We start from the raw sequence: 25388 nt of genomic DNA, 5'->3' as shown, positions 1-25388 counted from the left end.
ATAACGAGTGTAGTTCGCTTCCATTGAAGCGGCCAGCGCGGTTAAGCGGCAATCGAGCCGATAGGCGGCCAGGTTCGCCAGGGCGGGCGACGTCGGAGCGCCCTGAGGCAGGTGCGGCCGGCCGTAAAACGCTTCCAGCCGGCGTCGCTGCGCGAGCGGCAAATCGAGCGATGCGATCGCGTCGGCGTTCGCGGTATGCGTGCAAAGGCCCGTCAGGAGCCGGGAAACCGTTTCCGGATAGCCGGCGGTGAGAAAGATGTGCAGCAACCGGCCCGCGCCAATCATCGGGAAAAAGTCGCGCAGATCGAGGCGGATCACAATCCGCCTGTCCGCATGCGGCGCGGCGAACGACCGAATGCTTCGACCACTGCGGAAACCGTGAGCGGCCTCGGGCGGCGGAATCTCATCCAGCAGACGGTGCAGCACCTGCCGCTGCAACTTACGCAGACGGTGCTTGGGAACTTCCAGCAGGCGAATCTCGCCATGCCGCTTCTTGATCGCCCGATAGAGATAGTGTCGCGAGCGCTCGTTGGGCGAGCGGCGCCGCCAGTCGCGGCGGCCAGCAAACCATTCGAGCTCATCCGCGGTGATTCCCAACCAGGCGGCCAATTCGCCGGCCGTGGCAATCGACGGAATCCGCCAGGTCGACGGAGCTCCCGGCACCGGCCGGACCGTCGGCCGCTCGTTCCAGACGGCAGTGTTAACCGCCAGGTCGGGGTATTCGCAGCGTTGAACAAAACCGCGATCGCCGACGATCCACTCCACAACCGTGCGCTGCTGCAAGGCTCCCTTCGCGGCCCCCTTGGCGTGTATCCTGTGCGAGAGACGCTCGAGCCAGCGGCTCCGCTTGCCTACGACCAGCGCGGCGCGCTCGTAGAGCGCCGTGGCTTCCCAGGGTCCGGCCAGAAACGCAGTCGCCAGTCGCTCGGCTTCGAGTTGCATCGATGAAAGTGGTGCGCGGCGCGCTCCAACGAGTCTGGTCTATCGCGATCCATCATGCGCACCGCGCATAACAGATCGAGCAGGGTAATAACAACTGAGGCGGTCCCTCGGGGTATCCCCGAAGAGGTGAATCACGCGCTCCGCAGAGCCGCAGTCACCGGCTTGGAGCGCGACCGCGCACCGCCGTTGAGCATAACAACCTGGCTATCGTGCGACAAGTAAAAAGCATGGAAGTATCAACGGTGGGCCGCATCACTGCCTCATTGGTGTAAACTGGCACGCAAGGTGCAACTCGATGGCCCCATCGCAAGGTGCTAACGATGCCGCTCGCCGAATACCACAAAAAACGCCGCTTCAACCGCACAACAGAGCCAAAAGGCAAAGTCGAGCGGCGCAAAGCGAAGGCCCTCCGCTTCGTGGTGCAAAAGCACGACGCCACGCGGCTGCACTACGATTTTCGCCTGGAACTCGAAGGCGTGCTGAAAAGCTGGGCCGTTCCCAAAGGCCCCAGTTATGACCCCAAAGAGAAGCGGCTGGCAGTCGAAGTCGAAGATCACCCGCTCGATTACGCCGGGTTCGAAGGAACGATCCCCGCGGGCGAATATGGGGCGGGCACGGTGGCCGTGTGGGATGAGGGCACGTGGCAGCCCGAAGGCGATGCGATTGAAGGCTACCGTCAAGGCAAGCTGAAGTTTCACTTGGAAGGTAAGAAGCTGCGGGGCGGTTGGACCCTGGTCCGCATGCACGGCCGGCCGGGAGACCGGGCCACCAACTGGCTGCTGATCAAAGAACGCGATGAAAACGCCCGATCGCTTGATGAATACGACGTCACCGAGGCCGAACCGGCCAGCGTGACCACCGGCCGCACGCTCGACGAAATTGCCCGCGACGACGACCGCGTATGGCAGAGCAATCGCGCGGCACGCCGTTCCGCTCGCGGAGCGAGCGGGCTACGTAGCCCGCTTGCTCCGCAAGCGGAAGTGGGCCATTCTCAGCGGCGGGCTTCTGGCGGAGGGAAACCAAATCGCGCGGCACGCCGTTCCGCTCGCGGAGCGAGCGGGCTACGTAGCCCGCTTGCTCCACAAGCGGAAGTGGGCCATTCTCAGCGGCGGGCTTCTGGCGGAGGGAAACCCAATCGCGCGGCACGCCGTTCCGCTCGCGGAGCGAGCGGGCAACGAAGGGCCATGCCCGGCACCGTCGAACTGCAGTTGGCAACACTCGTCAAAGAACCGCCTTCCGGCGAGCAATGGTTTCACGAGATCAAATTCGACGGCTATCGCATTCTCTGCCGCATCGATCGCGGGCGTGTGAAGCTCATGACCCGCGGCGATCAGGACTGGACCGCCCGAATGCCGGCCATCGCCGCGGCGGCCAAGCAACTGCCCGCGGACCGTGCCATTCTCGACGGCGAGGTCGTGGCCCTGGAGCCCAACGGGGTGAGCAGCTTCCAGCGATTGCAGACCGCCTTTCGCGACAAACGCGCCGGCGAGCTGATCTACTACGTGTTCGACTTGCTGTACCTCGACGGCCACGACCTGCGCCGCATGCCTTTGGAACAGCGCAAGGCGATTTTGGCCGATTTGCTAGGCCACAGCACTTCGACTGGTTCGATCCGCTACGCCGAACACGTGGACGCACAGGGCGGCAAGTTTTTTCAGGAAGCCTGCCGGATGGGTCTGGAGGGAATCATTTCCAAGCGGCGCGACCGGTCCTACATTGGCGGTCGCGGATATGACTGGACCAAGACCAAGTGCATGCGTCGCGAGGAGTTTGTTATCGGCGGCTACACCGACCCCGAAGGTTCACGGCTAGGGCTGGGAGCGCTGTTGGTCGGATACTACAAGGGAAAAAATCGGCTGGCCTACGCCGGAAAAGTCGGCACGGGCTTCAGCGAAAAGCTATTGGCCGAGCTGCGGAAGCGTCTCGACGAACTGCGGCAGAATGGATCACCCTTTGCGGATTTCGCTACACGGCTCCGGCCGCGGAAGGCGCACTGGGTCAAGCCGGAGCTGGTGGCACAGGTCGAGTTTTCGAACTGGACCGACGACGGCCGCCTACGGCATCCGTCGTTTCAGTGCCTGCGGGAAGACAAGCCGGCCACGAGCGTCACCCGCGAGGAACCGAAGGAGGTGACTCAGGTGCCCCGCGGACCAGACGGCAAGGCGGCTGGTCTCACCCTGCAAGCATGTGTGCGCGATGCCGAGAACCTGACGGTGGCCGGCGTCCGTTTGACGCACCCCGACCGGCTCCTTTATCCGGAGCAAGGACTGACCAAGCTGGGCCTGGCCGCCTTTTACAGCCAGATCGCCGATTGGATTCTGCCGCATGTGGTCGATCGCCCGTTGAGTTTGCTGCGTTGCCCGGAGGGACGACGCAAGAGCTGCTTCTTCCAGAAACATCTCCACGCCAGCGCCTCGGCTTCTTTGCGGCGGACCGCCATTCAAGAAAAAAACAAAGTGGGCGAGTACGCCGTGGTGGACGACCTATCGGGCATCGTGGCCCTGGTGCAGATGGGCGTGCTCGAGATTCATGTTTGGGGTTCGCGGGCCGACGACGTGGAGCGCCCGGATCGCCTGGTGTTCGATCTTGATCCCGCCCCTGGCATCGAATGGCCGCGCGTGGTCGATGCGGCTCATGACGTGCGTAAGGCCCTGCACTCGATCGACCTGGAATCGTTTGTAAAAACGTCCGGCGGCAAAGGATTGCACGTGGTGGTGCCGATGGTTCGCCGCCACGCCTGGCCGGAGATCAAGGCGTTTTCGAAGGCCGTCGCTCGGCGGATCGCCGAAGCCGCCCCCGATCTCTACACGACCAACGCACTCAAGGCACAGCGAAAGGGCCGCATCTTTATCGACTATTTGCGAAATGATCGCGGCGCCACCTCGATCGCGCCTTATTCAACGCGTGCCCGCGAGCATGCCCCGGTCGCGGTTCCCGTGGACTGGAAAGAGTTGAAACGCGATCTACGGGCCGATCACTTTAATGTGGAGAACCTTCCCGCCCGTTTGGCCCGATTAAAACGCGATCCCTGGGAGCAACTCCTCAAGCTGCGGCAATCGATCACGGCCGCGACCATGAAAGCGCTGGGCATTCGCGTGTGAAGTTGACTAGCACCAGCCTGGCCGAGCTTTGCCGCCTGGCGAGGCGTTTGCCGTGCTTAGCCGCCGACCGCCGAGGATGAGCGGCAGCAATGGCCAGCCGGGCACGGTCACTTCGCGTTGCCGCCGTTCCTCCGGTGACCAGCTTTGTCGAATCTCGGCAGCCCGCCGGCGAATCTCAGCCGGACTGGGCAGCGGCGAACTGTGACGGGACCTAGTTTGCGTTTCAGTGTTACGAGTAGGGCAACGTGCCATGAGCGTGACCTCCTTGAAGTTGAGCTGTTCCGCCGTTTGACTGCGGTTTGCTCCTTCACTCCTGCAACGCGCGTGCCAAAGCGTGTGCTTCTACCGGTTGAAGGCGAGGCGGATGGTCGAAACAGCACTCAGCCCCCGGTGTTGAAACAGGTTCAACAGCTTGCCGGAAAACGACTTCGGTCGGCACGTTTCGCCTGGTGCGTCGCGCTCGCTCGGCTCATTATGGCCCATTCTATCCGGCTACCTTGCCACCATCGACTGCCGGAACGAAAGCGCGGCGTTTTGAACGTGGGTGCCGAAATTCGCGACACTTGTCTCGGAATGAGTCTGGGCACTCGACTTGCTTCTGCTTGATAGTTATGAAGACAAAAACAGCCGCTTCGAGCAAAACGACGATAAACCATCACCCACCCCACTGGCAAGCGGCGCGGTCGGCGCCAGTGCGAGCCAAGCGAGTTCGACTTCCGCTCATCCCGAGTGAGGGGTCGGACGCAGAGGTTGAAGTCTCGCCTGGCCGCCGCGTGCGACTCACCAACCTGGACAAGCTTTTCTGGCCGAACCTCGGGCTGACCAAACGCGACCTTTTGCGCTACTACACGGCGATGTCGCCGGTGCTTCTGCCGCACCTGGTCGATCGTGCGATGGTGATGAAGCGCTATCCGAACGGCGCGGCGGGCGCGTTCTTCTTCATGAAGCGCGCCCCCAGTCCCAGGCCGGCGTGGATAGACCTTCGCTCCATCGAGCACGCCTCCGGCAGCGTGATCGCTTTTCCGGTGGTTGCCGACCTGGCCACACTCTTGTGGATCGTGAACCTGGGCTGCATCGACCTCCATCCCTGGTACGCCCGTTGCGACGACGTCGACCGGCCCGATTATCTGCACTTCGATCTCGACCCGGTGGCCGGCGCCGGGTTTTCGCAGGTGCGCGAGGCGGCACTGGCGGTTCGCGAGGCGCTGGGGGGAAGAGACATGCCTTGTTTCGCCAAGACGTCGGGTTCCAAGGGGATGCACGTCTATGTTCCGATCGTGCGCGGTCCTACGCAAAAGCAGGTCTGGTCGTTTGCGAAGCAGTTTGCGTTGAGCATGGAGTTGCTTTATCCGAAGTTGCTGACCGCGGTTTACCGAATCGCCGACCGGCCGAAGGGCCGTGTGCTGATCGACTACAACCAGAACGCTTGGGGCCGCACGCTGGCTTCCGTCTATTCGGTGCGGCCGACGGCCCAGGCGACCGTGTCGGCGCCGGTCACGTGGGGAGAGGTGGAACGCGGGGTCGAGATCGACGACTTCGACCTGCGGAACATGCCCGACCGGGTGGCCAAAACCGGCGACCTATGGAAGCCGATGCTCGACCGGCGGCGGCGCGTAAAGCTTGAAGCATGGTTGTAACGTAAGGTGGGGCCGGTCACCGCGCGCCGGGAACCGCCAACTCGGCGCGACACCGCATCTCGCATCAAGATGGTGATTAATCGCATGACGGCAATTCTGAGATTTGAGCTTGAATTTAACCAATCTCGCTCTCAACGTAATTAAGACCAAGGCGGGTTCGACAGCGGCGCCGCCTTTGACCGCGGATCTGCCCGGCACTATACTTGAGGCTAGCTTCATCGAACCGCCTTCGACAGACACGCAATACCTTGATTGTCAGCACCGAGGGCGGCGATCTGATCGAAGTGACGCGCGGGAAGGAAGTCGTGTGGTCCTGCTCGCTGGGGGGCTATGTGACCACCGCCAGACGCTATTCCGCCGCTCAAGTCCCCTTTCTCGACGGAGCTCCACGTGGACAACCTTGAATCGCTTTTTTTGGCAACGGAATGGCTCTCAGCCGCGTCGACTCCGGCGCCGATGGCGTTGCTGGCCTACGTCGGCTTGGGACCCGGACCGGAGTTTATTCCTTATTTCGCGGCATTGTTGGGCCTTGTGGGAGCGGCCCTGGTGGCGATCTTTCAATGGCCGCTGGCCAGGTTGATGGCTTTGCTTCGAGGGAAGCGCCGCCGTGACAACGGGCCGGAGTCGCAGACAATGACCGCCGAGACCACTGAGGCCCGCCGAGAGACCGATGGTGGCGACGGTTCCTGAGATGGCGAGAACGCATCGCCACCGTTTCGCGAGCGGGCCGGGGTTCCGCTGAATTCTAACGAGATAGTAATAGGACTGCCTGTAACATGAAGGATAAAACCGGTCCCTATGCACCGAGAAGCTTCGCCTGTCGCGAGAACTTCCGCAAATGAGACACTCGAGAGCAGACGATGGGACCGTTGGGCGTCAGACCTTCGAAAGGGGTCAATATCATTATTTCAGGGGCGTTTATCGCTTTCGCCGGCATGACGGCGATCTGGTTGGTCCGCCCACGCGAACCGCGGCGCATGCCCGGATTTCGTGACGTCGCCTCGCAGAGCGGCATCGATTTCCGCATGTCGTTTCTGCCCCAAGAGCAAGGCGAAACTTGGAAGTTGAACCTCTACGATCATGGCTGCGGCGTGGCGCTGGCCGATTATGACGGCGACGGCGACGACGACGTGTTGTTGTTGAACCAACTCGGCGCAAATGGGTTGTACCGCAACCGCGGCGACGGCACCTTCGAAAACGCCACCGCCGAGGCCGGACCTTGGGCGCTCGACGATCGCATCTGCGTCGGCGCCGCCTTCGGCGATTACGACAACGACGGCGACCAGGACCTGTATATCACCAGCACGCGCGGCGGCAACGTCCTGCTTCGAAATCAAGGCCGCGGCAAATATCGAGACGTTACGCACGAGGCCGGTGCGGCGCTCGTCGCCCACTCGCAGACGCCCGCCTTTTTTGACTGCGACAACGACGGCTATCTCGACCTGTTCGTGACGAACACCGCGCATTGGACGACCGAACAGTTCGACGAAAAAGCCGGATATTATCTGGGCGACAAGGAGTTGTTCGATCACGTCTTCGACCTCGACGCCCGCGAACCGAACGTGCTGTTTCACAACAACCGCGACGGCACGTTCAGCGACGTGACGCCTGAGTCGGGTCTGTCCGGCGAAGGTTGGGGCGGGGACGTGGCGGCGTTCGACTTTGACGAAGACGACGACCTGGACGTGCTGATCACGAACATGTTCGGCACGAGCCACCTCTACCGCAACGACGGCCGTGGACACTTCGACGACGTGACCCGCGAAGCTTTGGGCCGGACTTCCCTAGGCGCGATTGGCTCCACGGCGTTCGATTTCGACAATGACGGTCGTCTCGACCTGTTCCTGGCAGACATGCACTCCGACATGTGGATCCCCTACAACAAGCCGGAATTAGTCGAACCCCACAAGAAATATCCGCGCCTTTGGGGGCCGACGGTCGATTTTCAGCCCGAGCAGATGGAACAGGAAACGCGGCTCATCGAGAGTTTGCGGCTCGACTATCAGGACTTGCTTTTCGGGAACAGCCTGTTTCACAATGATGGAGAAGGCCGATTCAGCGAGGTCTCGGACCAAGCCGGGATGGAGACCTTTTGGCCGTGGGGCGTGGCGGCCGGGGATTTCGACAATGACGGAGACGTGGACGCCTTCCTGCCGTCCGGCATGGGCTATCCTTACTTTTACTGGCCCTCCGCCTTGATGCTCAACAACGGCGACGGCACCTTCACCGATCGAGCGGAGGAAGAAGGCATCGAGCCGCCGCTGGAAGGAGAGCTGACCGGGACGCGGATTCATGGCATCGACGTCGTGCGGAGCTCGCGATGCGCCGCCACGGCCGATTTCAACGGCGACGGGCGCCTGGACCTGATCGTGAATAACTTCAACGACCATCCGTATTATTTTCAGAACCGATTTCCGCGCCGGCATTACGTCGCTTTTCGTCTGACCGGCACGAAAAGCAACCGCGATGCCGTGGGCGCTCTGGTCAAGCTCCACAGCGGCGGTCGGACCCTGGTGCGGCAGGTTCACTCGTCCGGAGGCTACCTTTCCCAGTGCTCGAAGACTTTGCACTTTGGCCTGGGCGACGACTCGCCGATCGACAAGGTGGAAATCCGCTGGCCCGGCGGCAAACGGCAAATCATGACCTCTCTTCCCATCGATCGTCTGCATGAAATCGTCGAGCCGTGATGCTGGAGACCGCTTGGCTGCCGCTGCTGCCACCGTGGAAAGCGCCTCGGCCCGCGAAGAGTCGGCATTCGCCGTGCCTTTCTGGCTCGATTGGCTCGGCGGGTTGGTCGATCGCCATCCGCGGTTCTGGCTGCGCCTGGGGCGTTTGGAGACCGGCGCCGCGGCAGCGGATCTGAACCGCGTCTCGGTGGCCATGCCCGTCTATGTGTGCGGACTTGCGCGGTCGGGCAGCACGTTGCTGCACGAAGCCGTGGCGGCGCACCCGGCCGTGGCGACGCACCGGATCAAGGACTATCCGTTCGTGTTTACGCCTTATTGGTGGCGGCGGGCGACGGCCGGATTATGGCCGACGGCCCAGCGCGAGCGCGCGCATGGCGACCGGATGATGGTCACCAACGAGAGCCCCGACGCACTTGAAGAAATGCTCTGGATGGCGTTTTTCCGCCAGTGCCACAATCCGGGCGTGAGCAACGTCTTGCGAGCGGACGAGCGGTTCCCGGCGTTCGAGTCGTTCTACAAGGCGCACCTCGCCAAGCTGCTGCTCGCGGAGCGGGCCACCCGTTATGCCGCCAAAGCCAACTACCATGTCGCTCGACTGGCCTACCTGGTTCGTCTCTTTTCCGACGCGAAAGTGTTGCTCCCCGTGCGCTCGCCGGTCGACCATGTGGCGTCGCTCTTGCGGCAGCACGAACGGTTCAGCCAAGGTCAGCGACGACACCCGCGGGCCCTGGCCTACATGCAGCGTTCAGGTCATTTCGAATTCGGCCTGGACCGTCGCCCCTTGAACCTGGGAGACGCGTCGCGCGTCGAGCAGGTGGCGCGCTATTGGGCCCAGGGAGACGACGTGCGCGGTTTCGCCACCTATTGGGACATGGTTTACGGCTACCTGGCACGACTGCTGGCCGACGACGATCGGGTGCGGGCCGCCACCTTGGTCGTGCGGTTCGAGACGCTTTGCGAATCGCCCGCGGAAACGCTTCACGCGGTGCTGCGGCATGTGGGGTTACAGGACGCGGAGGCGATTGTCGAGAAGTATGCTGCGTCCGTACGGCGGCCCGACTACTACGCGAGCAAGCTTACTTCCGACGACAAGGCGGCGATCGGCGAGGCGACGGCGGCCACCGCGGCGCTGTGGGGGTATTGCTAGCGCGGATTATTCATGGCCCCACACTAACCCGAAGCGCAAGCGAGGCCGGGCAACAAACTTACCTCGCTTGCGCTTCGGGTTGGTGTGAGCGCAGTCTGCGCTCGTATTCGTGGGGCCACGAATAATCGGGGCTAGCGACCAACAAGCAAGAAGCCTTACCGCTTGGCCCCTGGCGAAAAACGTCGCAGCCTTTATAATCGCCGGCTTGTCGCGGCAAGTGACTATAGCTACTCCTCAACGGCGTGCCATGAAAATCCACGAGTTTCAAGCCAAAGAAATCCTCCGCAAGGCCGGCGTGGCGGTGCCCCGCGGCATGGTGGCGCGGACGGCCGATGAGGCCGCCGCGGCGTTCAAAGAACTGGGCGGCAAGCTCGCCGTGGTCAAAGCCCAAATCCATGCCGGCGGACGCGGCAAGGGCACCATCCAAGGCAGTCCCACGCAACACGGCGTCGAGCTCGTCCGCAGCGCCGACGAGGCCGCCAAGGTGGCCGGCGCCATCCTGGGCGGATCGCTGGTGACCATTCAGACCGGGGCCGAAGGACAGACCGTGCGGCAGGTCCTGGTCGAAGAAGGTTGCGAAATCGCGCGCGAGCTATACCTGGGCATCGTCGTCGACCGGGCCGCGGCTGGACCGGTGCTGATGGTTTCGGCCCAGGGCGGCATGAACATCGAGGAAGTCGCCGCCCATACCCCGGAACTGATTTTCCGCGAACGTTTCCATCCCGACACGGGCCTCTTGAGCTACCAGGCCCGCAAGCTGGCCGCCAAGCTCGACCTCAAAGGATCTAGCGTCGTCTCGGCCGAAAAATTCATGCGCGGCCTGTGCCGCGTGTTCGTGCAGCAAGATTGCAGCCTGGCCGAGATCAATCCCCTGGTCGTCACCAAGTCGGGCGAGCTGCTGGCCCTCGACGCCAAAATGACCTTCGACGACAACGCTCTCTTCCGGCACAAAGACATCGTGGAGTTGCGCGACTTGGCCGAAGAGGAGCCGGCCGAAGTGCGCGCCGCCAACGCCGGACTGAGCTACGTCAAGCTCGACGGCAACATCGGCTGCCTGGTCAATGGCGCGGGCCTGGCCATGAGCACGATGGACTTGATCCTGTTGCACGGCGGCTCGCCGGCCAACTTCTTGGATGTGGGCGGCGGCGCGAACGTCGACCAGGTCACGGAGGCCTTTCGCATTTTGCTCTCCGACAAGAACGTCAAGGGCGTGCTGGTCAACATTTTTGGCGGCATCATGCGTTGCACGACGATCGCCACGGCGGTGGTCGCGGCGTACAAGCAAGTCGGCTTTAACGTGCCGCTGGTCGTGCGGCTGGAAGGCACCGAGGTCGCCGAAGGCCGCAAGATCCTGGCCGGCAGCGGCGCGGACATCCTTTCGGCCACCGGACTGACCGATGCCGCGCAGAAAGTCGTGGCCGCGGTAGGCGAGGCAGCATAAGAATGCCGTAAGGTGTGGCAAGCCCCGGCGCGCCGGGACGAGCGCCGGCCCACCGTGATTTTGGATTTTGGATTTTGGATTTGATAATCGAAAATCCAAAATCCAAAATCAAAATAGCAACTAGGAACTGCTAGCTTCAAACCAGTGCCCCCAACCCCCAACCCCCCCATGAGCATTTTGATCAACAAATCGACCCGTGTCCTCTGCCAGGGCATCACCGGCAAGGTCGGGCAATTTCATACCAAGGGCTGCCTGGAATACGGCACCAAAATGGTCGGCGGCGTCACGCCGGGCAAAGGCGGCGAGACCGTGCTCGGCTTGCCCGTCTTCGACACCGTCGTCGAAGCCGTCGAGAAGACCCGCGCCGACGCCACCATGATCTTCGTGCCGAACGCCTTCACGGCCGACGCCATCCTGGAAGCGGTCGATGCCGGCATCAAAACGGTGATCGCCATTACCGAGGGCGTGCCCGTCATCGACATGGTGCGCGTCTATGAAATCGTGCGCCGCAGCGGCTCGACGCTCGTCGGGCCGAACTGTCCAGGCGTGATTACGCCCGAAGAGTGCAAGATCGGCATCATGCCGGGCTACATCCACAAGAAAGGCCCGGTGGGCGTGATGAGCCGTTCGGGCACGCTCACCTACGAAGCCGTCTGGCAGTTGACGAACCTCGGCCTGGGACAATCGACGTGCGTCGGCCTGGGTGGCGACCCGATCGTCGGCACGTCGTTCATCGATCTGCTGAAGATGTACGAGGCCGACCCGGCGACCGAGGCTATTTTGATGATGGGCGAAATCGGTGGCACGGCTGAGGAAGAGGCCGCTCGGTTCGTCCACGATCACGTGAGCAAACCGGTGGCCGCCTTCATCGCCGGCCGGGCCGCCCCGCCGGGCAAGCGCATGGGCCACGCCGGGGCGATCATTTCCGGCGGCAAAGGGACGGCCGGCGAAAAGATCGCCGCACTGGAAGCCGCCGGCATCGAAGTGGCGGAAAGTCCGGCCGACATGGGCACGGCGATGCAACGGGCGATGGCCAAAAAACGCCGCTAAAGCCACCCGCGTCTGACAAGTGAATCTGCCCATCGAGCTACGCACTGAGCGAATGTGTTTGCGGCGTTGGTTGGCCAGCGACCGGCCAGTTTTTGCCGAGCTGAACGCCGATCCGCGCGTGATGGAGTTTCTGCCGCGCACCCTGTCGCGGAGCGAAAGCGACGAGATGGCGGAGCGGATTGAAGCACACTTCGATCGGCACGGTTTTGGCCTGTGGGCGGTTGAGATTCCCGGCGTCGCGCCGTTCGCCGGTTTCATCGGACTTAACGCACCAAGCTTCAATGCGCCGTTCACGCCCTGCGTCGAAATTGGCTGGCGACTGAGCGACGCTCATTGGAACCGGGGCTATGCGACGGAGGGTGCAAAGGCTGCACTGGAGTTCGCTTTTGGCAACCTGCAACTGGAGGAGGTCGTCTCTTTCACGGTGCCGGTCGAGGTTGTAGGGATCGTCCACACCGCCGGGTTTATTCGTTTCTGTCATTGCTATGGCAAGCGTTGCTCTTCAATCCTTCCGAGCAGCCGCAGGATGCCGTCCAAGATCGTCAGCGGATGGGGCGGACAGCCGGGGATGTACAGGTCGACGGGAACGACGCTGTCTGCCCCGTTGTTCTGCTGCGGAAAACCGACGAACGGGCCGCCGGAAATCGCGCAGGCGCCGACGGCGATCACGATCTTCGGCGACGGCACCGCGGCGTAGGCTTTTTGCAGGGCCAGCTTCATGTTCTGCGTGATGCAGCCGGTAATCAACAGGCCGTCGGCGTGCCGCGGCGACGCCACCACTTGGATGCCGAACCGGCTCAGGTCGAACACGACGGTGCCCAGCACGTTGACGTCGGCTTCGCAGCCGTTGCACCCGCCGGCGCTCACCTGCCGCAATTGCAGCGAACGGCCGAACAGCCGCCGGCTTTTTTCCTCCAGGGCCGAAGCCAGCTCGAACGCTTTTCCGTCGAGCACCAGGCCCGCGCGCGTGCGCGAGGCAAGCCGATAGTCGCGCGTGTATGAAATAGCCCCTTCCGGGCAAGCCTTCACGCAGTCGGTGCAGAACAGGCAACGGCCGAGGTCCATGCGCGGCCGTTGATCGACGACTGCGATCGCGTCGGTCGGACAGGCCTCGACACACTTCTGGCAGCCGTCGGGGCACTTGGTCGAGTCGAGCACGGGCAGGCCCCGGAAGCGGTCGGGCAGCGCGGGCGGTTCGCCCGCCGGGTAGCTGATCGTCCGATGCCCCTGCCGCAGCCGCTCACCGAGGATTCTCAACATGTCGGCATTATTCACCGCGGCGAGTCGCCTCGCAAGCGGCGAATGTGGCCAGCGACCACCAATCGACGGGCGGACCGAACCGGGCGGCGTTGGCCGAAACGTTGGCCATGACCGGCGGCACCGAGCGGCGGCAAAGCTCGTCGTAGTTGCTCGCGACCGAGGCGTCGAGCGGCGCGGAAGGCGGTTGATTCAACACGACGCCGGCCACGTCCAGCCCGTCTCGAAAGGTGGCGGCGACCACCAGCGTGGCCAGCGTGTCGTGGATCACACCCAGCCGGTTCGGCGCCACGACGATCAGCGGCCAGCCGAAATCGCAGGCCAGGTCGGCCACGTACTCGTCATCGCTGACGGGCGACAGAAGGCCGCCGGCACCCTCGACGACCACGATCTCGGACGCATCCAGCCAGAAATCGAGAGCGGTCCGCAGTAGCCGAGCATCGACCTGACGTCCTTCGGCCCGCGCCGCAAGATGCGGGGCCAATGGCGCGGCGAACCGTTGCGGGCAAACTGTTTCCAGATTTCCCGGCTGGCCGGCGGCGTGCCATAACTTCAGCGCATCGTCGCTGATCAGGCGGTCGCCTTCGCGCCGGCAGCCACTGGCCACGGGTTTATAGACACCCACGCGGCGTCCCTCCGACGCCAGTGCGCGGCAAATCATGGCCGCCACGTAGGTCTTGCCAACGCCCGTGCCGGTGCCGGTGACAAACAGCCCCGCCGTTGTAGTCGTTCCTCGCGGCATAAGTTAGAGGCCCTCCGACGGCCGAAGAGGTGCAGTCCCAAACAGCCGTCGGCGATCACGGCGTAGCGAGCAGTTCTTGCCAGGTGGCGACATCCAGCACGCGCTCGCCCATGCCGTTCCCAAATCCGCACGACCTCGAAGCGAAAGTCGATTCCCGCCCGGCCCCGTTGCGTCTTGTATCGAAGCCTCCCATTCATGGCCGGCCCGTCCGCCTGCCGCCGGAGCAGAACCACCGCGCTATGCACCGGAACCTCGAACCGCGCATGCAACAAGGCATTGTACACGAAGAGCCGCCGCTTAAGCGATGGATCGCGGCTGCTTTGAAACTCGATGTGGACCAACGACGAGAACGGATCGCCGATGCCCAACACCGTATCGGCCTCGGCCGATACCGTCGAGAGATCGACGTCCAGAGCGCGGACCGGAAGCTCCACATCCAGCTCCAGGCCGGCAAGCCAGTCCAGCGGGTAGCGGCGGACCAATTCATTGAGCGTGGCGTCAAACGGGAGTGACATGGCGTTCGGTGTTGCGGGTTTTCCGCCTGTTGATCGGCGAGGATTTTACTCGTGCCGGAAGAAAGGAAAGTGACTCGCGGCCGGAGCGCGCTCCAGGCCGAGCTCCTCAGGAGTGCGCTTCGTGCCGGTGTCGCGCTTCAACGCGCCGTTCAGCCCGTGGCGCGCCAGCTTGTCGGTGAAGATGCGGGCGTCATTCACAATCGGACGCAATTCCTTGACGAGTTGGTTGATGTTCGTGGCCGCCTCGTTGAGCTGCTGGTAGACGTCGGGGTTGTTCATCAATTGCCCCAACGTGCCCGTGCCGTCGCTCAGCCCCGCGCTGAAGGCCGAAAGGTCGCTGAGCACCTTGTCGAGCTTGGTCGTCGAGCTTTCGATGTTGGCCACCAACACGCTGCCGCGCTCGCCCAACGGGCGCGTCAGCCCTTCGAGATTCGCCAGGTTGCGGTCGACGCCCGTGAGCGCGGTCTTTAAGCCGCCGATCGCCTCCCGCGCGTCGGTGAGCACTTCGGGCAGGTCGGAAATCGACCGCTTGAGGTTCTCTTTGAGCAACGGATCGCTGAGCAGCTCGTCGGTGCTGGCCACGGCGCCGGCCAGACGGTCGATCGTCTTTTCCATCTTGTCGACGATCCGCACCACCTGCTCTTCGTTGTTGCCCAGCAGTTCGTTCACCCGGCTGGCCAAGTCGCCGATTTCGGTGCTCGTGGTGGCGATGGAGGCCAGGGCGTCCGCCAGACTCCCTTCGAGACTGGCCACGATCTGCAAGGGGTCTTTGCGGACGGTCCCTTCGAGTTCGGCGCCGGGTTGTAGATATTGTGGGGGCGTCTTGGTGGGATCTTCGTCGAACACCTCCAGCACCGCGTCGCCCAGCACGCCCCGGTCGATGCGAAAGTTCTCGTCGCTGCGGAGTTGTACCGCGGAGTCGATTTCGACGAAGATGACCGCTCCGGAGTTGTCTTCGGCAAAGCCCACGCTCGACACCTTGCCGATGCGGATGCCGAACTTGCGGACCGGCGTATCTTGGGCCACGCCCGGAGCCTCGTTGAACTTCACCTGGAGCTGATACGTCGTGTGCAATGCCGAGGGAGCGCCGCCGATCAACAGCACCAACGTGATGGCCACGAGGATGGTGGCCAGCGCCACGACCCCCACGCGAAAACGCATCACTCGTTCGTCCATGATGGCTCCTAATATCCGTTGGCCATCTCACGCATTTCCATCAACCGCTCGCGCGCTTCGCCGTGAACGAATTGCGAGACGCGGGGGTCGTCGGCGCCGTCGAGCTGCGAGGGCGTGCCGTCGAAGAGCACCTGCGGCTCATCGGAGCGCAACCGGCCGATCGGATAGAGCATCACGACCCGGTCGGCCACCTTGTGGGCCGTGTTCATATCGTGCGTCACGACCACGCTCGTCACCGGGTTGCCCTCGCGGGTGCGCAAGATCAACTCGTTGATGACGTCGCTCATGATCGGGTCGAGCCCGGTCGTCGGCTCGTCGTACAGAATCACCTCCGGGGCCATCGCCAGGGCGCGGGCCAGGCCCACGCGCTTTCGCATGCCGCCCGAAAGCTCGGCGGGTTTTTTGTTCATTACCGTGTCGGGCAAACCGACTTCGGCCAGCCGCTTGGCGACCGTTTCGCGAATCTTGGCGTCACTGGCCGCGTGGTGCTGCCGAAGCGGAAAAGCGACGTTTTGCGCCACGGTCATGCTGTCGAACAAGGCAGCCTGTTGAAACACGAAGCCGAAGCGGATTCGCTGCTGATTGAGCTGTTGCTCGTCGAGCGTTGCCAGGTCTTGGCCGTCGAACAGCACGCTTCCCTTGCTCGGTCCGACGAGGCCGATCAACGTTTTCAGCAGCACGGTTTTGCCGCAGCCGCTCTCGCCGATGACGGCCAGCGTCTGTCCACGCGGCACCTTCAGGTTGATCTCGCGCAGGACCGCTTGACGGCCGAAGCTGACGTGCAGCTCGCGCGTTTCGAGGACCGGCTTTGGCGGTGGCGGGTTGTTGGGCATTCGCTTGTCCGTGGTCCGTGGTCCGTGGCGAAGGGTCAACTGCAATGAGCGATCTGCCGCTCTTGCAACTGACGACGGACAACGGACTAAATCAGATGCGTTCCTTCGGGCCAAAGATAGTAATAAACGGTGTTGAGCACGATGCCCAGCAGCAGGTCGAGCACGAGAATCATGACAAACGAAAAGACGAAGGCGCTGGTGGCCGCCCGGCCCACTCCCTCGGCGCCAGGGTCGCAATGAAAGCCGCGATGGCAGCTTATCAGAGCGATCGCCGCGCCAAAAAACAGGCTCTTGAAGGCGCCCTGGAACAGATCGAACACGCGCACCACCTGCCGTGAATTCTCGAAATAATGATGCGAATCGATGCTCAGCCGCTCGATGCTGTAAAACGCCCCGCCCAACACGCCCATGAAATCGGCCATCACGGTCAGCGTCGGAATGAGCAGCAGACAACCGAGGAACCGCGGCACCACCAGGTAATGGATGGGGTTGGCGCCCATGCTGGCCAGCGCGTCGATTTGCTCCGTCACGCGCATGGTGCCCAGCTCGGCCGCCATGGCACTGCCCACCCGGCCTGCCAACATCGTCGCGGCCAGCACCGGGCCAAGTTCTCGCAGCAACGAGACGTTGATCACCCCGCCCAACCGTGTCTCCAACCGAAAAAAGCGAAACTGGGCATAACTCTGCTCGGCCAGCACCATGCCAATGAAGGTGCCGGTCAGGGCCACCACCGGCAGGCTCAGAACTCCGATTTGATAGAAGCTGGGCAACAGCGTCCCCTGCAACGGGCGACGCGTTGTCAGCCAGCGAATCGTTCGCAGTCCAAACAGCGCAATGTCGCCCAGCGCCACGAGTTTGTCGAGTAACAGTCCTCCAAAGGCCGAAATCCAGCCGACGATGCCCGCGACCACCCGCGGCAAGCCGGCCATGTCGTTCGACGGGAACTCATTCACTCCACTCGACATCGGATCTCGCTCGTGAAGAAACGATTGCGCCGCAGCAGCACGTTCAGGACTTATCGACCCGTCCTCCGTAACGACTGTGGAAAGTTTGCCGGAAATGCGAGTCAGGCGAGTCGCGCCGGTCTGCCTAGTCTCAACGCAAGCCGTGCCTAGGCAACGGGCACACGCGACGAACCTCTCGCACGGCCAGCATCGGATCGCAAAGAATTACGAGACGTAACCATCTGTCGCAAAAGCTGTTACAGCGTTCATGCGGCGTCGGCTGCGAGATTCCCGTTGAAGCGGCACGGATGTTGTTTTAGGGAAGCCATGAAAAGTGGCACGAAGAAGGCCACTCGCACGGAACACGACTTTTTCGAGAGCCAGGAATGCGGTTTTTAGTCGCGGTGATATTGGGGCTGTGTGCGGCGGTTGAGGCCGAAGGATCGGAGGGCAATCGCCGTGTCTATGTATCTCAGGGCTGGAACATTCTCGAATCGGACAACTTCCGGTTTTGCTCGCGTGGGCCGCTGCAGCTTAGTGACCGGGTGGTTCGGGCAACCGAAAGGATGCGATCCAACCTAGCACGACAGTGGCTGGGCTCGCAGCAGCGAGAGGAGGGCTGGCGGCCCAAGTGCGACATCGTGTTGCACTCGACGGCGGATGCCTATCTGAGGGCCGTGCCGGGCGGCGAGCAAACCGTCGGTTGCAGTCTGATCAATACGGAAGCCGGCGAGGTGGTTGGCCGGCGGATCGACATTCGGGCCGACCGCCCCGGCTGGCTCGACGCGGCGCTGGCCCACGAACTGACGCACGTGGTGTTGGCCGATCACTTTGCCGATCGATGCCTGCCGGCGTGGGCCGACGAGGGAATGGCGGTGCTGGCGGACAGCGATTCCAAGCAAGGCGCTCATCAGCGTGATTTGCGGACGGCGCATTCGCGCGGTTCGGCCTTCCGACTCGTGGAACTGTTCGCTTTGGAAGGTTACCCGTCGCCCGATCGTCAGGCGGCCTTTTATGGGCAAAGCGCCAGCTTGGTGCGTTACCTCGTAGCACGAGGCAGCCCGCATCAGTTCACTCGATTCATGAGCACGGCTGCGGCCGACGGTTACGACGCGGCGGTCCGCACGATCTACGGCCTGCAGGGCATCGCCGACCTGGAACGCCGCTGGCTGCAGGACGTGAGCATGGCCGGCGCCGTCGCCAAGAATTAGGTTAGGCTGGACTCCCCCAGCCACCGTTTTGTGCCCATCCATCATTCAGCGCGACGCCGTTCATGGTGGGCCGGCGCTGGCAAGCTCGCTCTCTCCCATCCTACTCCGCCTCAATCAGGCCGCCCTGCCGGACCGCCCCCGGAACTCTCACAAATTCTGCCACGCGCTCGCGGAACTCGTTGCAACGTTCCGCCTGGCGAGACAAAATGGTCCGTGATCCGTAGCCGGTAGTCCGTGATCCGTGATCCGTAGTCCGTGGTCCGTGGTCCGTTGCAAGGCGGCCCAATAGCCTGGAAGGAAACAAGAACAATGCGGCAGTCGCTCATGCGTGTGTCCAGACCCAATTTGCAATTTGCAATTTGCAATTCGCAATTCGCAATTTCCCTCCTGGCGGCGTGCTTGATAGCAAGCCCCACCCCACTTCTCGCCGCTGACCCTGCCGATTGGGTCCAAGGCGACAATCTCGAACAACTCGTCGCTCTCTACCGGCATTTCCACAGCCACCCGGAACTCTCGATGCAGGAGAAGGAGACGGCCGCCCGATTGGCGAAGGAACTGCAGGCCAGCGGCGCGAAGGTGACGCAAAACGTCGGCGGCTACGGCGTCGTGGCCGTGATGGAAAACGGAAAGGGCAAGACGCTGCTCATCCGCACCGATCTCGACGCTTTGCCCGTCACCGAGCGGACCGACCTGGTCTATGCCTCCAAAGTCACGGTCAAGGGCGCGGGCGGCCTGGAGACCGGCGTGATGCACGCCTGCGGGCACGACATTCACATCACCAGCCTGGTCGGCGTCGCCCGCTACCTGGCGGCCAACAAGGACAAGTGGACCGGCACGGTCGTCTTCATCGGGCAGCCGGCCGAAGAGCGCGGCGAAGGTGCCAAGGCCATGCTCGACGACGGGCTGTTCACTCGCTTTCCGCGCCCCGACTTTGCCCTGGCGCTGCACGTCGATTCGACGCTGGCCTCCAATAAGGTCGGCTACCTGGCGGGTTATGCGCTGGCCAACGTCGACAGCGTCGACATTGTGGTCCGCGGCAAAGGCGGGCACGGCGCTTTTCCGCACATGACGATCGACCCGATCGTCGAAGCCGCCCGGCTGATCGTCGATTTGCAGACGCTCGTCAGCCGCGAGATGAAGCCGACCGAGCCGGCGGTGGTCACGGTCGGCTCGATCCACGGCGGCACCAAGCACAACGTGATCGCCGACACCTGCCACCTGCAGCTCACCGTGCGGAGCTACTCCGACGAAGTCCGCCAGAAGCTGATCGACGGCATCAAGCGGAAGGCCAAGGCCAGCGCCGCCAGCTCCGGCGCTCCGGAGCCGACCGTCACTGTGACGGAGGGTACGCCCGCCATGTACAACGACGACAAGCTCGTCGCGCGGCTGGTGCCGGTCTTCCGAAAAACGTTCGGCGACGATTGCGTGCTGCCTTCGGAGCCATCGATGGGCGGCGAAGATTTCAGCCGTTACGGCCTGGCCGGCGTGCCGAGCTTCATGTTCCGCGTGGGCGCGTTGGAAGAGAAGCGGCTGGCCCGCTACCAGCAGCTTGGGCAGATCCCGCCGTCGCTGCACTCGCCGCTGTTCTATCCCGACGCCGAGCTGACGCTGGCCACCGCGGTCACGGCCATGTCGACCGCCGCCTTGGATTTGCTGAGCAAGGGCGGCGCGGCGCCCTAGCCACTACATATCGAGGGCACGCGAATCCTCCGAGCTGGGCAATTCACCGCGTATTCGTTTCCGAAATGGACCGTCAAGGTTGAGCCGCGGGCCGATCGACGATCTCAACAGGCGGGTGTTGCCGCCAATCCGGCTGCTTCTGTTTTGCATCTGCCAGACCGGTAATCGCTACGGATCGCTTATGGTTGAGGGCTGATGGATTGCTGAATCCCTCAACCCCCGAAGCCTGTTCTCCTGTCGCTCCGACGGGCCTGCCGCGGCAGTACGGACGGACAGGCGACCGAGTTGCGCCCCACCGCCACCGCCGCGCGAGCGACGTTGGTGATCGAGTCAGGCCGCGCGATGGCACGATGGCGTTTACGCCGGGATGCCGCGGTGGCACGCGAATTGCTTTCGCCCGCTGCCAGGGCTTGGGCCGTAAAGCCACAAAGGACCGTTGCAATGGCGGCTTCATCGAAGCACAACAGGGGGCCGCGGGCAGTCTTCGAATGGCTCGAAAACCGACGCCTGCTGACCTCCGACTTCCTGCAGTACGCGCTTGTCTCCGACCAGGCGAATCAGGCGTTGATCCAGGATCCCAACCTCGTGAGTCCCTGGGGCATCGGCCTGAACCCGGCGAGCGGTAATTTTTGGATCTCCGACAACGCCACGGGCGTGGCCACCTCGTATGGCGGCGATGTCAACGGCAGCCCGTTGCTGCGCTCGCCGGTGGTCGTCGCGATTCCAGGCGGGTCGCCTACGGGTCAGGTCGCCAATACCACCACCACCCCCCAGGGCGCCACCACCGGCTTCACGATCAGCTCCGCCGGCTCCAGCGCACCGGCCGACTATCTCTTCGCCGGCGACACCGGCGAAATCAGCGGCTGGAACACGGACGAGCCGCCCCCCTCGCCTTCGACCGCCGCACAGCTTGCGGCCAGCGCCGCGGGGGCGAATTTCACCGGCCTGGCAATCGGCGCGAACACCCAGCAAGGACCGCTGCTCTACGCCGCCGACTTCCACAACAACAAGATCGACGCATTCAACTCGTCGTTCCAGCTCGTCACGCTGACAGGCTCGTTTTCCGACCCGAACATTCCCGCCGGCTTCGCCCCGTTCAACATCCAAAACCTCGACGGCCAGCTCTACGTCACGTATGCCAAGCAGGACTCCACGCGGGAACACGCCGTGGCCGGACCGGGCGACGGCTTCGTCGACGTCTACGACATGAACGGCAATCTCACCAACCGTCTGATCGTAGGGAATCCGGGCGCTTCGACTTCGCCGCTGAACGCGCCCTGGGGCGTCGCCCTGGCGCCGGCCAGCTTCGGCAGTTTTGGCGGCGACCTGCTGGTGGCCAATTCGGGCGACGGCCATATCAACGCCTTTCAGACGGCCAGCGGCACCTATATGGGCGCCCTGCTCGACCCCAGCGGCAATCCGATCGGCATCAGCGGCCTGCACGCCATCGCCGTCGGCAACGATCTGACGGCCGGCAATTCCAACCTGCTGTTCTTCACCGCCGGCACGAGCAACGGTTCGCATGGCTTTTTCGGGGCGCTGGGCAGCATCGACACCAGTTCCTTCGGCGCGGTCGGCACGGGCCTGGCGGCTGGCGTCGGCACGCCCTTCAGCGGCACGGTGGCGACCTTTTCCGATACGCATCCGGGCGCGTTTTCCGCGACCATCCAGTGGGGCGACGGCAGCAGCTCGACGGGAAGCGTGACCTCGCTGGGCAACAACCAGTTCCTGGTTTCCGGATCGCATACCTACGCGGCCACGGGCGCGTTCACGCTGAGCGTGTCGGTGACCGACAGCACGGGCAGCACCACCGTCGCCACCAGCACCGCCACCGTCGGTTCGGCCTCCAGTGGGCTCGCCGTCAGCGGCGTGCCCTTCACGGCAATCAAGGGAACCGCCTTCAGCGGCCAAGTGGCGACCTTCACCGACGGCGACGGCAACACGTCGGCCACGGCTTACACGGCCACGATCAACTGGGGCGACGGCGCCGTCACCGCGGGAACCGTGGCCACCGCCGGCAGCGGGTTCAGCGTGTCAGGCGGGCATATCTACGCCACCGCCAAGCAGTTCACCGTGACCGTCACCGTCGACGACAGCGACGGTGCCCGTGCCACCGGCACCGCCACGGCCACCGTCTCCGGCGTCCTCAGCGCCACAGGCACCACCTTGGCCGCCACGGAAGCAACCACGTTCAGCGGCGCTGTGGCCACCTTCACCGACAGCGACGGCAACGCTTCGACCGGCGTCTACAGCGCGGCCATCGACTGGGGCGACGGCACGACGACGGCCGGCGTCATCTCCGCGACCGGCGGCGGTTTCCAGGTGAGCGGCGTTCACAAATACCTCGACGAAGGCACCATGCCCGTGGCCGTCGTGATCCGCGATTCCGACGGCAGCACGGCCACCGCCACGAGCACGGCCACCGTCAGCGAACATGACACCTTGACCGGGCAAGTCGTGCTGAGCGGCTTGACCGAGGGCGCGTCCAGGACCGTCAGCGTGGCCACCTTCACCGACACCGACACCGGAAACCTGGCCAAAGATTTCATCGCCACCATCGACTGGGGCGACGGCACGACCGACGCCGGCACCGTCAACGGCGTGGCGGGTAATTTTTCGGTGACCGGCACGCACGCCTACGCCGAAGAGGGTGTTTATTCTGTGCGCGTGATCGTGGCCGACGACGGCGCCGGCACGGCCTCGGCTACGCTCTCCGGCTCGACGACCGTCGCCGACGCACGCTTGACCGTGACGCGCACCGTGGCTGCCATGACCGAAGGCGTCGCCTTTTCCGGCAGCGTCGCCACGCTCAGCGACGCCAACACGTCGGCCGCCGTCGGCGACTTTACCGCCACGATCGACTGGGGCGACGGCGAGACGAGCGCGGGCACCGTCTCGGCCAACGGCTCAGGCAGCTTCAACATCGCGGGCAACCACACCTATAGCGAAGGCGGCACCTATGCGATCGGCGTGAGCGTGGTCGATGCCGGCGGCAGCTCCGCGAGTGCGACGCAGTCGGCCGCCGTGGCCGATTATCCGCTCGCCGGATCCGGGGTCAATGTTTCGGGCACCGAAGGCGGAAGCTTTTCCGGCACGGTGGCCACCTTTGACGATACCGACCCCGACGGCGGATCGGTGAGCGAATACAGCGTCACCATCGACTGGGGCGACGGCAACCATTCCGCCGGTTCCGTCAGCGGTTCGGCTGGCCACTATACCGTCGATGGCACGCACACGTTCGCCGACGAGTCGAGCCGGATCCTGGTCATGGTCCGCGACGCCGGTGGAGCGACCGCGACCGTCCGTTCGCTGGCCACGATCGCCGACAGCGATGTGCTGACCGGCAGCGGCGGCACGGTTTCCGGCACGGAAGGACAGGCGTTTTCGGGAGTGCTGGCTTCGTTCACCAATGCCAACACGGCCAACTCGGCCGGAGATTTTCTCGCGAGCATCGACTGGGGCGACGGCACGACCTCGACCGGCACCGTTTCGGGCACGACCGCCGTGTACACCGTCAGCGGTAAGCACACCTACGCCGACGAAGGCTCCTACACGGCGCACGTCGTGCTGCGCGACGATCCGCCCGGCACCGCCGCCGCCACAGCCAGCGTCGCCGTACACGTGGCCGATGCCCCGCTCACGCCGAACGCCTTCACGTTTCACCCGACCGAGGGCAGCACGTTCACCGGCGCTGTGGCCAGCTTTACCGACGGGAATGCGGCGGCGCCCGCCTCCGACTTCACGGCCACGATCGACTGGGGCAATGGCAGCACCACGGCCGGCACGGCGACGGCCGCGGGTGGAGGCGTGTTCAACGTCGTCGGCGCTCATACGTTCCCTGAAGAAGAAGGAGACACGGCCCACGTCAGCGTGACGGTTCACGACGTCGGCGGAAGTTCGGCCACCGCCGATAGCACGGCGGTCGTGGCCGACGCTCCCTTGTCCGTCAGCGCGGTGGCATTCACCACGATGGAACAGTCGGCGCCGACCAGCGTGATGGTTGCCACCTTCACCGACACGGGGCCGCTCGATGCCCTGAGCGAGTATAGCGCCGCGATCGATTGGGGCGACGGCACGTCGTCAACCGCGACGCTGACGCTCAGCGGCAGCACGTTTACCGTGGCCGGCTCGCACACCTACGGCGACGAGGGCCATTTCACGATTGCGGTCACCGCCAGAGAGAGCGGTGGCGGCAGCGGCACGGGCCAGGCCGCGGCGACCGTGCTCGAAGAGCTTTTGTCCGATGGCACGCGCGGCACGGCGGTCGAGCGGTGGGTGAACGAAGTCTTCCACGACCTGCTCGGCAGGCAGGCCGACCCCGGCGGGCTGGTCTTTTGGAGCGGCCTGGAGGGGAGCATCGGCCGGCAGCAAGTCGTGGCCGACATCCAGAACAGCACGGAGTATCGCTCCGACCAGGTCGAAGCGGTCTATGGAACCTATTTGCACCGTCCGGCCGACCCCAGCGGACTGTCGTACTTCGTTTCCTTTTTGCAGGCCGGGAACACGGTGGAGCAGATGGAGACGGTGTTGGCCTCCTCACCGGAGTTCTTCGCGGTGGAGGGCGGCGGCACCAACGATGGCTTCCTCGATGTCCTATACCACGACGCTTTGGGCAGAGCGGTCGATCCGGCCGGGCGGCAGTTTTTCGATCAGGCGCTGGCCGCGGGCGCCACGCGGGGCGAGGTGGCGGCCGCCATCTTTTCGAGCGATGAATATCTTTCGGACGTCGTGAGCGGCATTTACGAGAATCTGCTTCAGCGACCGCCCGACACCGACGGCCTGGCTTTCTGGGTGGCCGCCTTGAAAGCCGGAGCGCACGACGAGCAGATTGTGGCGGGCATCGCCGCCTCCGACGAGTATTTCAGCAAGACCGCGGCTTGAGGACGGGTTAGGCGTGCCTTGTCAGCCGTCGATTGAGGGGTGGCGCGAAAAGCATTGTAGGGTGGGAGCGAGCGAGCTTGCGAGCGCCTGCCCACCGTTGGCGACGTCGATTAAGGTGGGCCGGCGCTCGCAAGCTCGCTGGCC

18 protein-coding genes are annotated in these 25388 nt (G+C 63.8%); 10 read left to right on the top strand and 8 right to left on the bottom strand.

Annotation, left to right across the window (positions count from 1 at the left end; genetic code table 11):
• Positions 1-942, bottom strand: a 942-nt coding sequence (locus VNH11_01300) for a reverse transcriptase family protein (GenBank protein ID HVA44996.1), incomplete at its 3' end; no start/stop codon positions are given.
• A gap of 320 nt (positions 943-1262) precedes the next feature.
• Between VNH11_01300 and ligD (VNH11_01295) the strand changes: the two genes are divergently transcribed.
• From ligD (VNH11_01295) to sucD, 7 genes are all read left to right on the top strand, one after another.
• On the top strand, positions 1263-4043 hold the full coding sequence (gene ligD / locus VNH11_01295) for a DNA ligase D (GenBank protein HVA44995.1): 2781 nt from the start codon (positions 1263-1265) through the stop codon (positions 4041-4043).
• A 773-nt stretch (positions 4044-4816) separates the two neighbouring features.
• A complete protein-coding gene (gene ligD / locus VNH11_01290; protein ID HVA44994.1) occupies positions 4817-5680 on the top strand; it encodes a non-homologous end-joining DNA ligase in 864 nt (287 codons plus the stop codon).
• 390 nt (positions 5681-6070) lie between these two features.
• On the top strand, positions 6071-6370 hold the full coding sequence (locus VNH11_01285; protein HVA44993.1) for a hypothetical protein: 300 nt from the start codon (positions 6071-6073) through the stop codon (positions 6368-6370).
• A 287-nt stretch (positions 6371-6657) separates the two neighbouring features.
• Positions 6658-8367, top strand: coding sequence for a CRTAC1 family protein (locus VNH11_01280; GenBank protein ID HVA44992.1), 1710 nt, complete (start codon positions 6658-6660; stop codon positions 8365-8367).
• A gap of 13 nt (positions 8368-8380) precedes the next feature.
• Complete coding sequence (locus tag VNH11_01275; protein ID HVA44991.1) at positions 8381-9514, top strand: sulfotransferase; 1134 nt, start codon at positions 8381-8383, stop codon at positions 9512-9514.
• A gap of 247 nt (positions 9515-9761) precedes the next feature.
• Positions 9762-10955, top strand: a complete 1194-nt coding sequence (gene sucC, locus VNH11_01270) for an ADP-forming succinate--CoA ligase subunit beta (protein HVA44990.1) — start codon at positions 9762-9764, stop codon at positions 10953-10955.
• Between the two features lie 168 nt (positions 10956-11123).
• Complete coding sequence (sucD, locus tag VNH11_01265; GenBank protein ID HVA44989.1) at positions 11124-12005, top strand: succinate--CoA ligase subunit alpha; 882 nt, start codon at positions 11124-11126, stop codon at positions 12003-12005.
• A gap of 37 nt (positions 12006-12042) precedes the next feature.
• On the opposite strand, the gene VNH11_01260 is transcribed toward sucD, so the two are convergent.
• From VNH11_01260 to VNH11_01230, 7 genes are all read right to left on the bottom strand, one after another.
• Positions 12043-12486 carry a hypothetical protein gene (locus VNH11_01260; GenBank protein ID HVA44988.1) on the bottom strand — a complete coding sequence of 148 codons (444 nt, stop codon included), beginning with the start codon at positions 12484-12486 and terminating at the stop codon, positions 12043-12045.
• A 2-nt stretch (positions 12487-12488) separates the two neighbouring features.
• Positions 12489-13265 (bottom strand): NADH-quinone oxidoreductase subunit NuoB, encoded by a 777-nt coding sequence (gene nuoB / locus VNH11_01255; GenBank protein HVA44987.1) that lies wholly within the window; start codon positions 13263-13265, stop codon positions 12489-12491.
• Positions 13266-13272: 7 nt separating this feature from the next.
• Positions 13273-14004, bottom strand: a complete 732-nt coding sequence (gene bioD / locus VNH11_01250; protein ID HVA44986.1) for a dethiobiotin synthase — start codon at positions 14002-14004, stop codon at positions 13273-13275.
• Positions 13920-14519 carry a hypothetical protein gene (locus VNH11_01245; GenBank protein HVA44985.1) on the bottom strand — a complete coding sequence of 200 codons (600 nt, stop codon included), beginning with the start codon at positions 14517-14519 and terminating at the stop codon, positions 13920-13922. Before VNH11_01245 ends, bioD begins: the two co-directional genes overlap by 85 nt.
• A gap of 45 nt (positions 14520-14564) precedes the next feature.
• Positions 14565-15695, bottom strand: coding sequence for an MlaD family protein (locus tag VNH11_01240; protein ID HVA44984.1), 1131 nt, complete (start codon positions 15693-15695; stop codon positions 14565-14567).
• Positions 15696-15703: 8 nt separating this feature from the next.
• Entirely contained in the window at positions 15704-16528 is an 825-nt protein-coding gene (locus tag VNH11_01235) for an ABC transporter ATP-binding protein (GenBank protein HVA44983.1), read from the bottom strand.
• Positions 16529-16614: 86 nt separating this feature from the next.
• Positions 16615-17457 carry an ABC transporter permease gene (locus tag VNH11_01230; GenBank protein ID HVA44982.1) on the bottom strand — a complete coding sequence of 281 codons (843 nt, stop codon included), beginning with the start codon at positions 17455-17457 and terminating at the stop codon, positions 16615-16617.
• A 581-nt stretch (positions 17458-18038) separates the two neighbouring features.
• Between VNH11_01230 and VNH11_01225 the strand changes: the two genes are divergently transcribed.
• The 3 genes from VNH11_01225 (at position 18039) to VNH11_01215 (ending at position 25244) form a co-directional block, all read left to right on the top strand.
• On the top strand, positions 18039-18683 hold the full coding sequence (locus VNH11_01225; GenBank protein HVA44981.1) for a hypothetical protein: 645 nt from the start codon (positions 18039-18041) through the stop codon (positions 18681-18683).
• Between the two features lie 399 nt (positions 18684-19082).
• Complete coding sequence (locus tag VNH11_01220; protein HVA44980.1) at positions 19083-20363, top strand: amidohydrolase; 1281 nt, start codon at positions 19083-19085, stop codon at positions 20361-20363.
• Between the two features lie 441 nt (positions 20364-20804).
• The gene (locus VNH11_01215; GenBank protein ID HVA44979.1) at positions 20805-25244 is read left to right on the top strand and encodes a TIGR03118 family protein; all 4440 of its coding nucleotides are present in this window, start codon (positions 20805-20807) and stop codon (positions 25242-25244) included.
• The last annotated feature ends 144 nt before the right edge of the window (positions 25245-25388 follow it).

The sequence above is a fragment of the Pirellulales bacterium genome, from assembly GCA_035533075.1.
GTDB lineage: Bacteria > Planctomycetota > Planctomycetia > Pirellulales > JAICIG01 > DASSFG01.
This window is presented reverse-complemented; position numbering and strand designations above follow the sequence as displayed.

What these genes read in the sequence shown, in the direction of transcription:
- ligD (HVA44995.1), top strand. Translation starts at nt 1,263, where the DNA reads ATGCCGCTCGCCGAATACCACAAAAAACGCCGCTTCAACCGCACAACA.
- VNH11_01280 (HVA44992.1), top strand. Translation starts at nt 6,658, where the DNA reads ATGCCCGGATTTCGTGACGTCGCCTCGCAGAGCGGCATCGATTTCCGC.
- sucC (HVA44990.1), top strand. Translation starts at nt 9,762, where the DNA reads ATGAAAATCCACGAGTTTCAAGCCAAAGAAATCCTCCGCAAGGCCGGC.
- sucD (HVA44989.1), top strand. Translation starts at nt 11,124, where the DNA reads ATGAGCATTTTGATCAACAAATCGACCCGTGTCCTCTGCCAGGGCATC.
- VNH11_01260 (HVA44988.1), bottom strand. Translation starts at nt 12,486, where the DNA reads ATGACAGAAACGAATAAACCCGGCGGTGTGGACGATCCCTACAACCTC.
- nuoB (HVA44987.1), bottom strand. Translation starts at nt 13,265, where the DNA reads ATGTTGAGAATCCTCGGTGAGCGGCTGCGGCAGGGGCATCGGACGATC.
- bioD (HVA44986.1), bottom strand. Translation starts at nt 14,004, where the DNA reads ATGCCGCGAGGAACGACTACAACGGCGGGGCTGTTTGTCACCGGCACC.
- VNH11_01245 (HVA44985.1), bottom strand. Translation starts at nt 14,519, where the DNA reads ATGTCACTCCCGTTTGACGCCACGCTCAATGAATTGGTCCGCCGCTAC.
- VNH11_01240 (HVA44984.1), bottom strand. Translation starts at nt 15,695, where the DNA reads ATGGACGAACGAGTGATGCGTTTTCGCGTGGGGGTCGTGGCGCTGGCC.
- VNH11_01235 (HVA44983.1), bottom strand. Translation starts at nt 16,528, where the DNA reads ATGCCCAACAACCCGCCACCGCCAAAGCCGGTCCTCGAAACGCGCGAG.
- VNH11_01230 (HVA44982.1), bottom strand. Translation starts at nt 17,457, where the DNA reads ATGGCCGGCTTGCCGCGGGTGGTCGCGGGCATCGTCGGCTGGATTTCG.
- VNH11_01225 (HVA44981.1), top strand. Translation starts at nt 18,039, where the DNA reads ATGCGATCCAACCTAGCACGACAGTGGCTGGGCTCGCAGCAGCGAGAG.
- VNH11_01215 (HVA44979.1), top strand. Translation starts at nt 20,805, where the DNA reads ATGGCGGCTTCATCGAAGCACAACAGGGGGCCGCGGGCAGTCTTCGAA.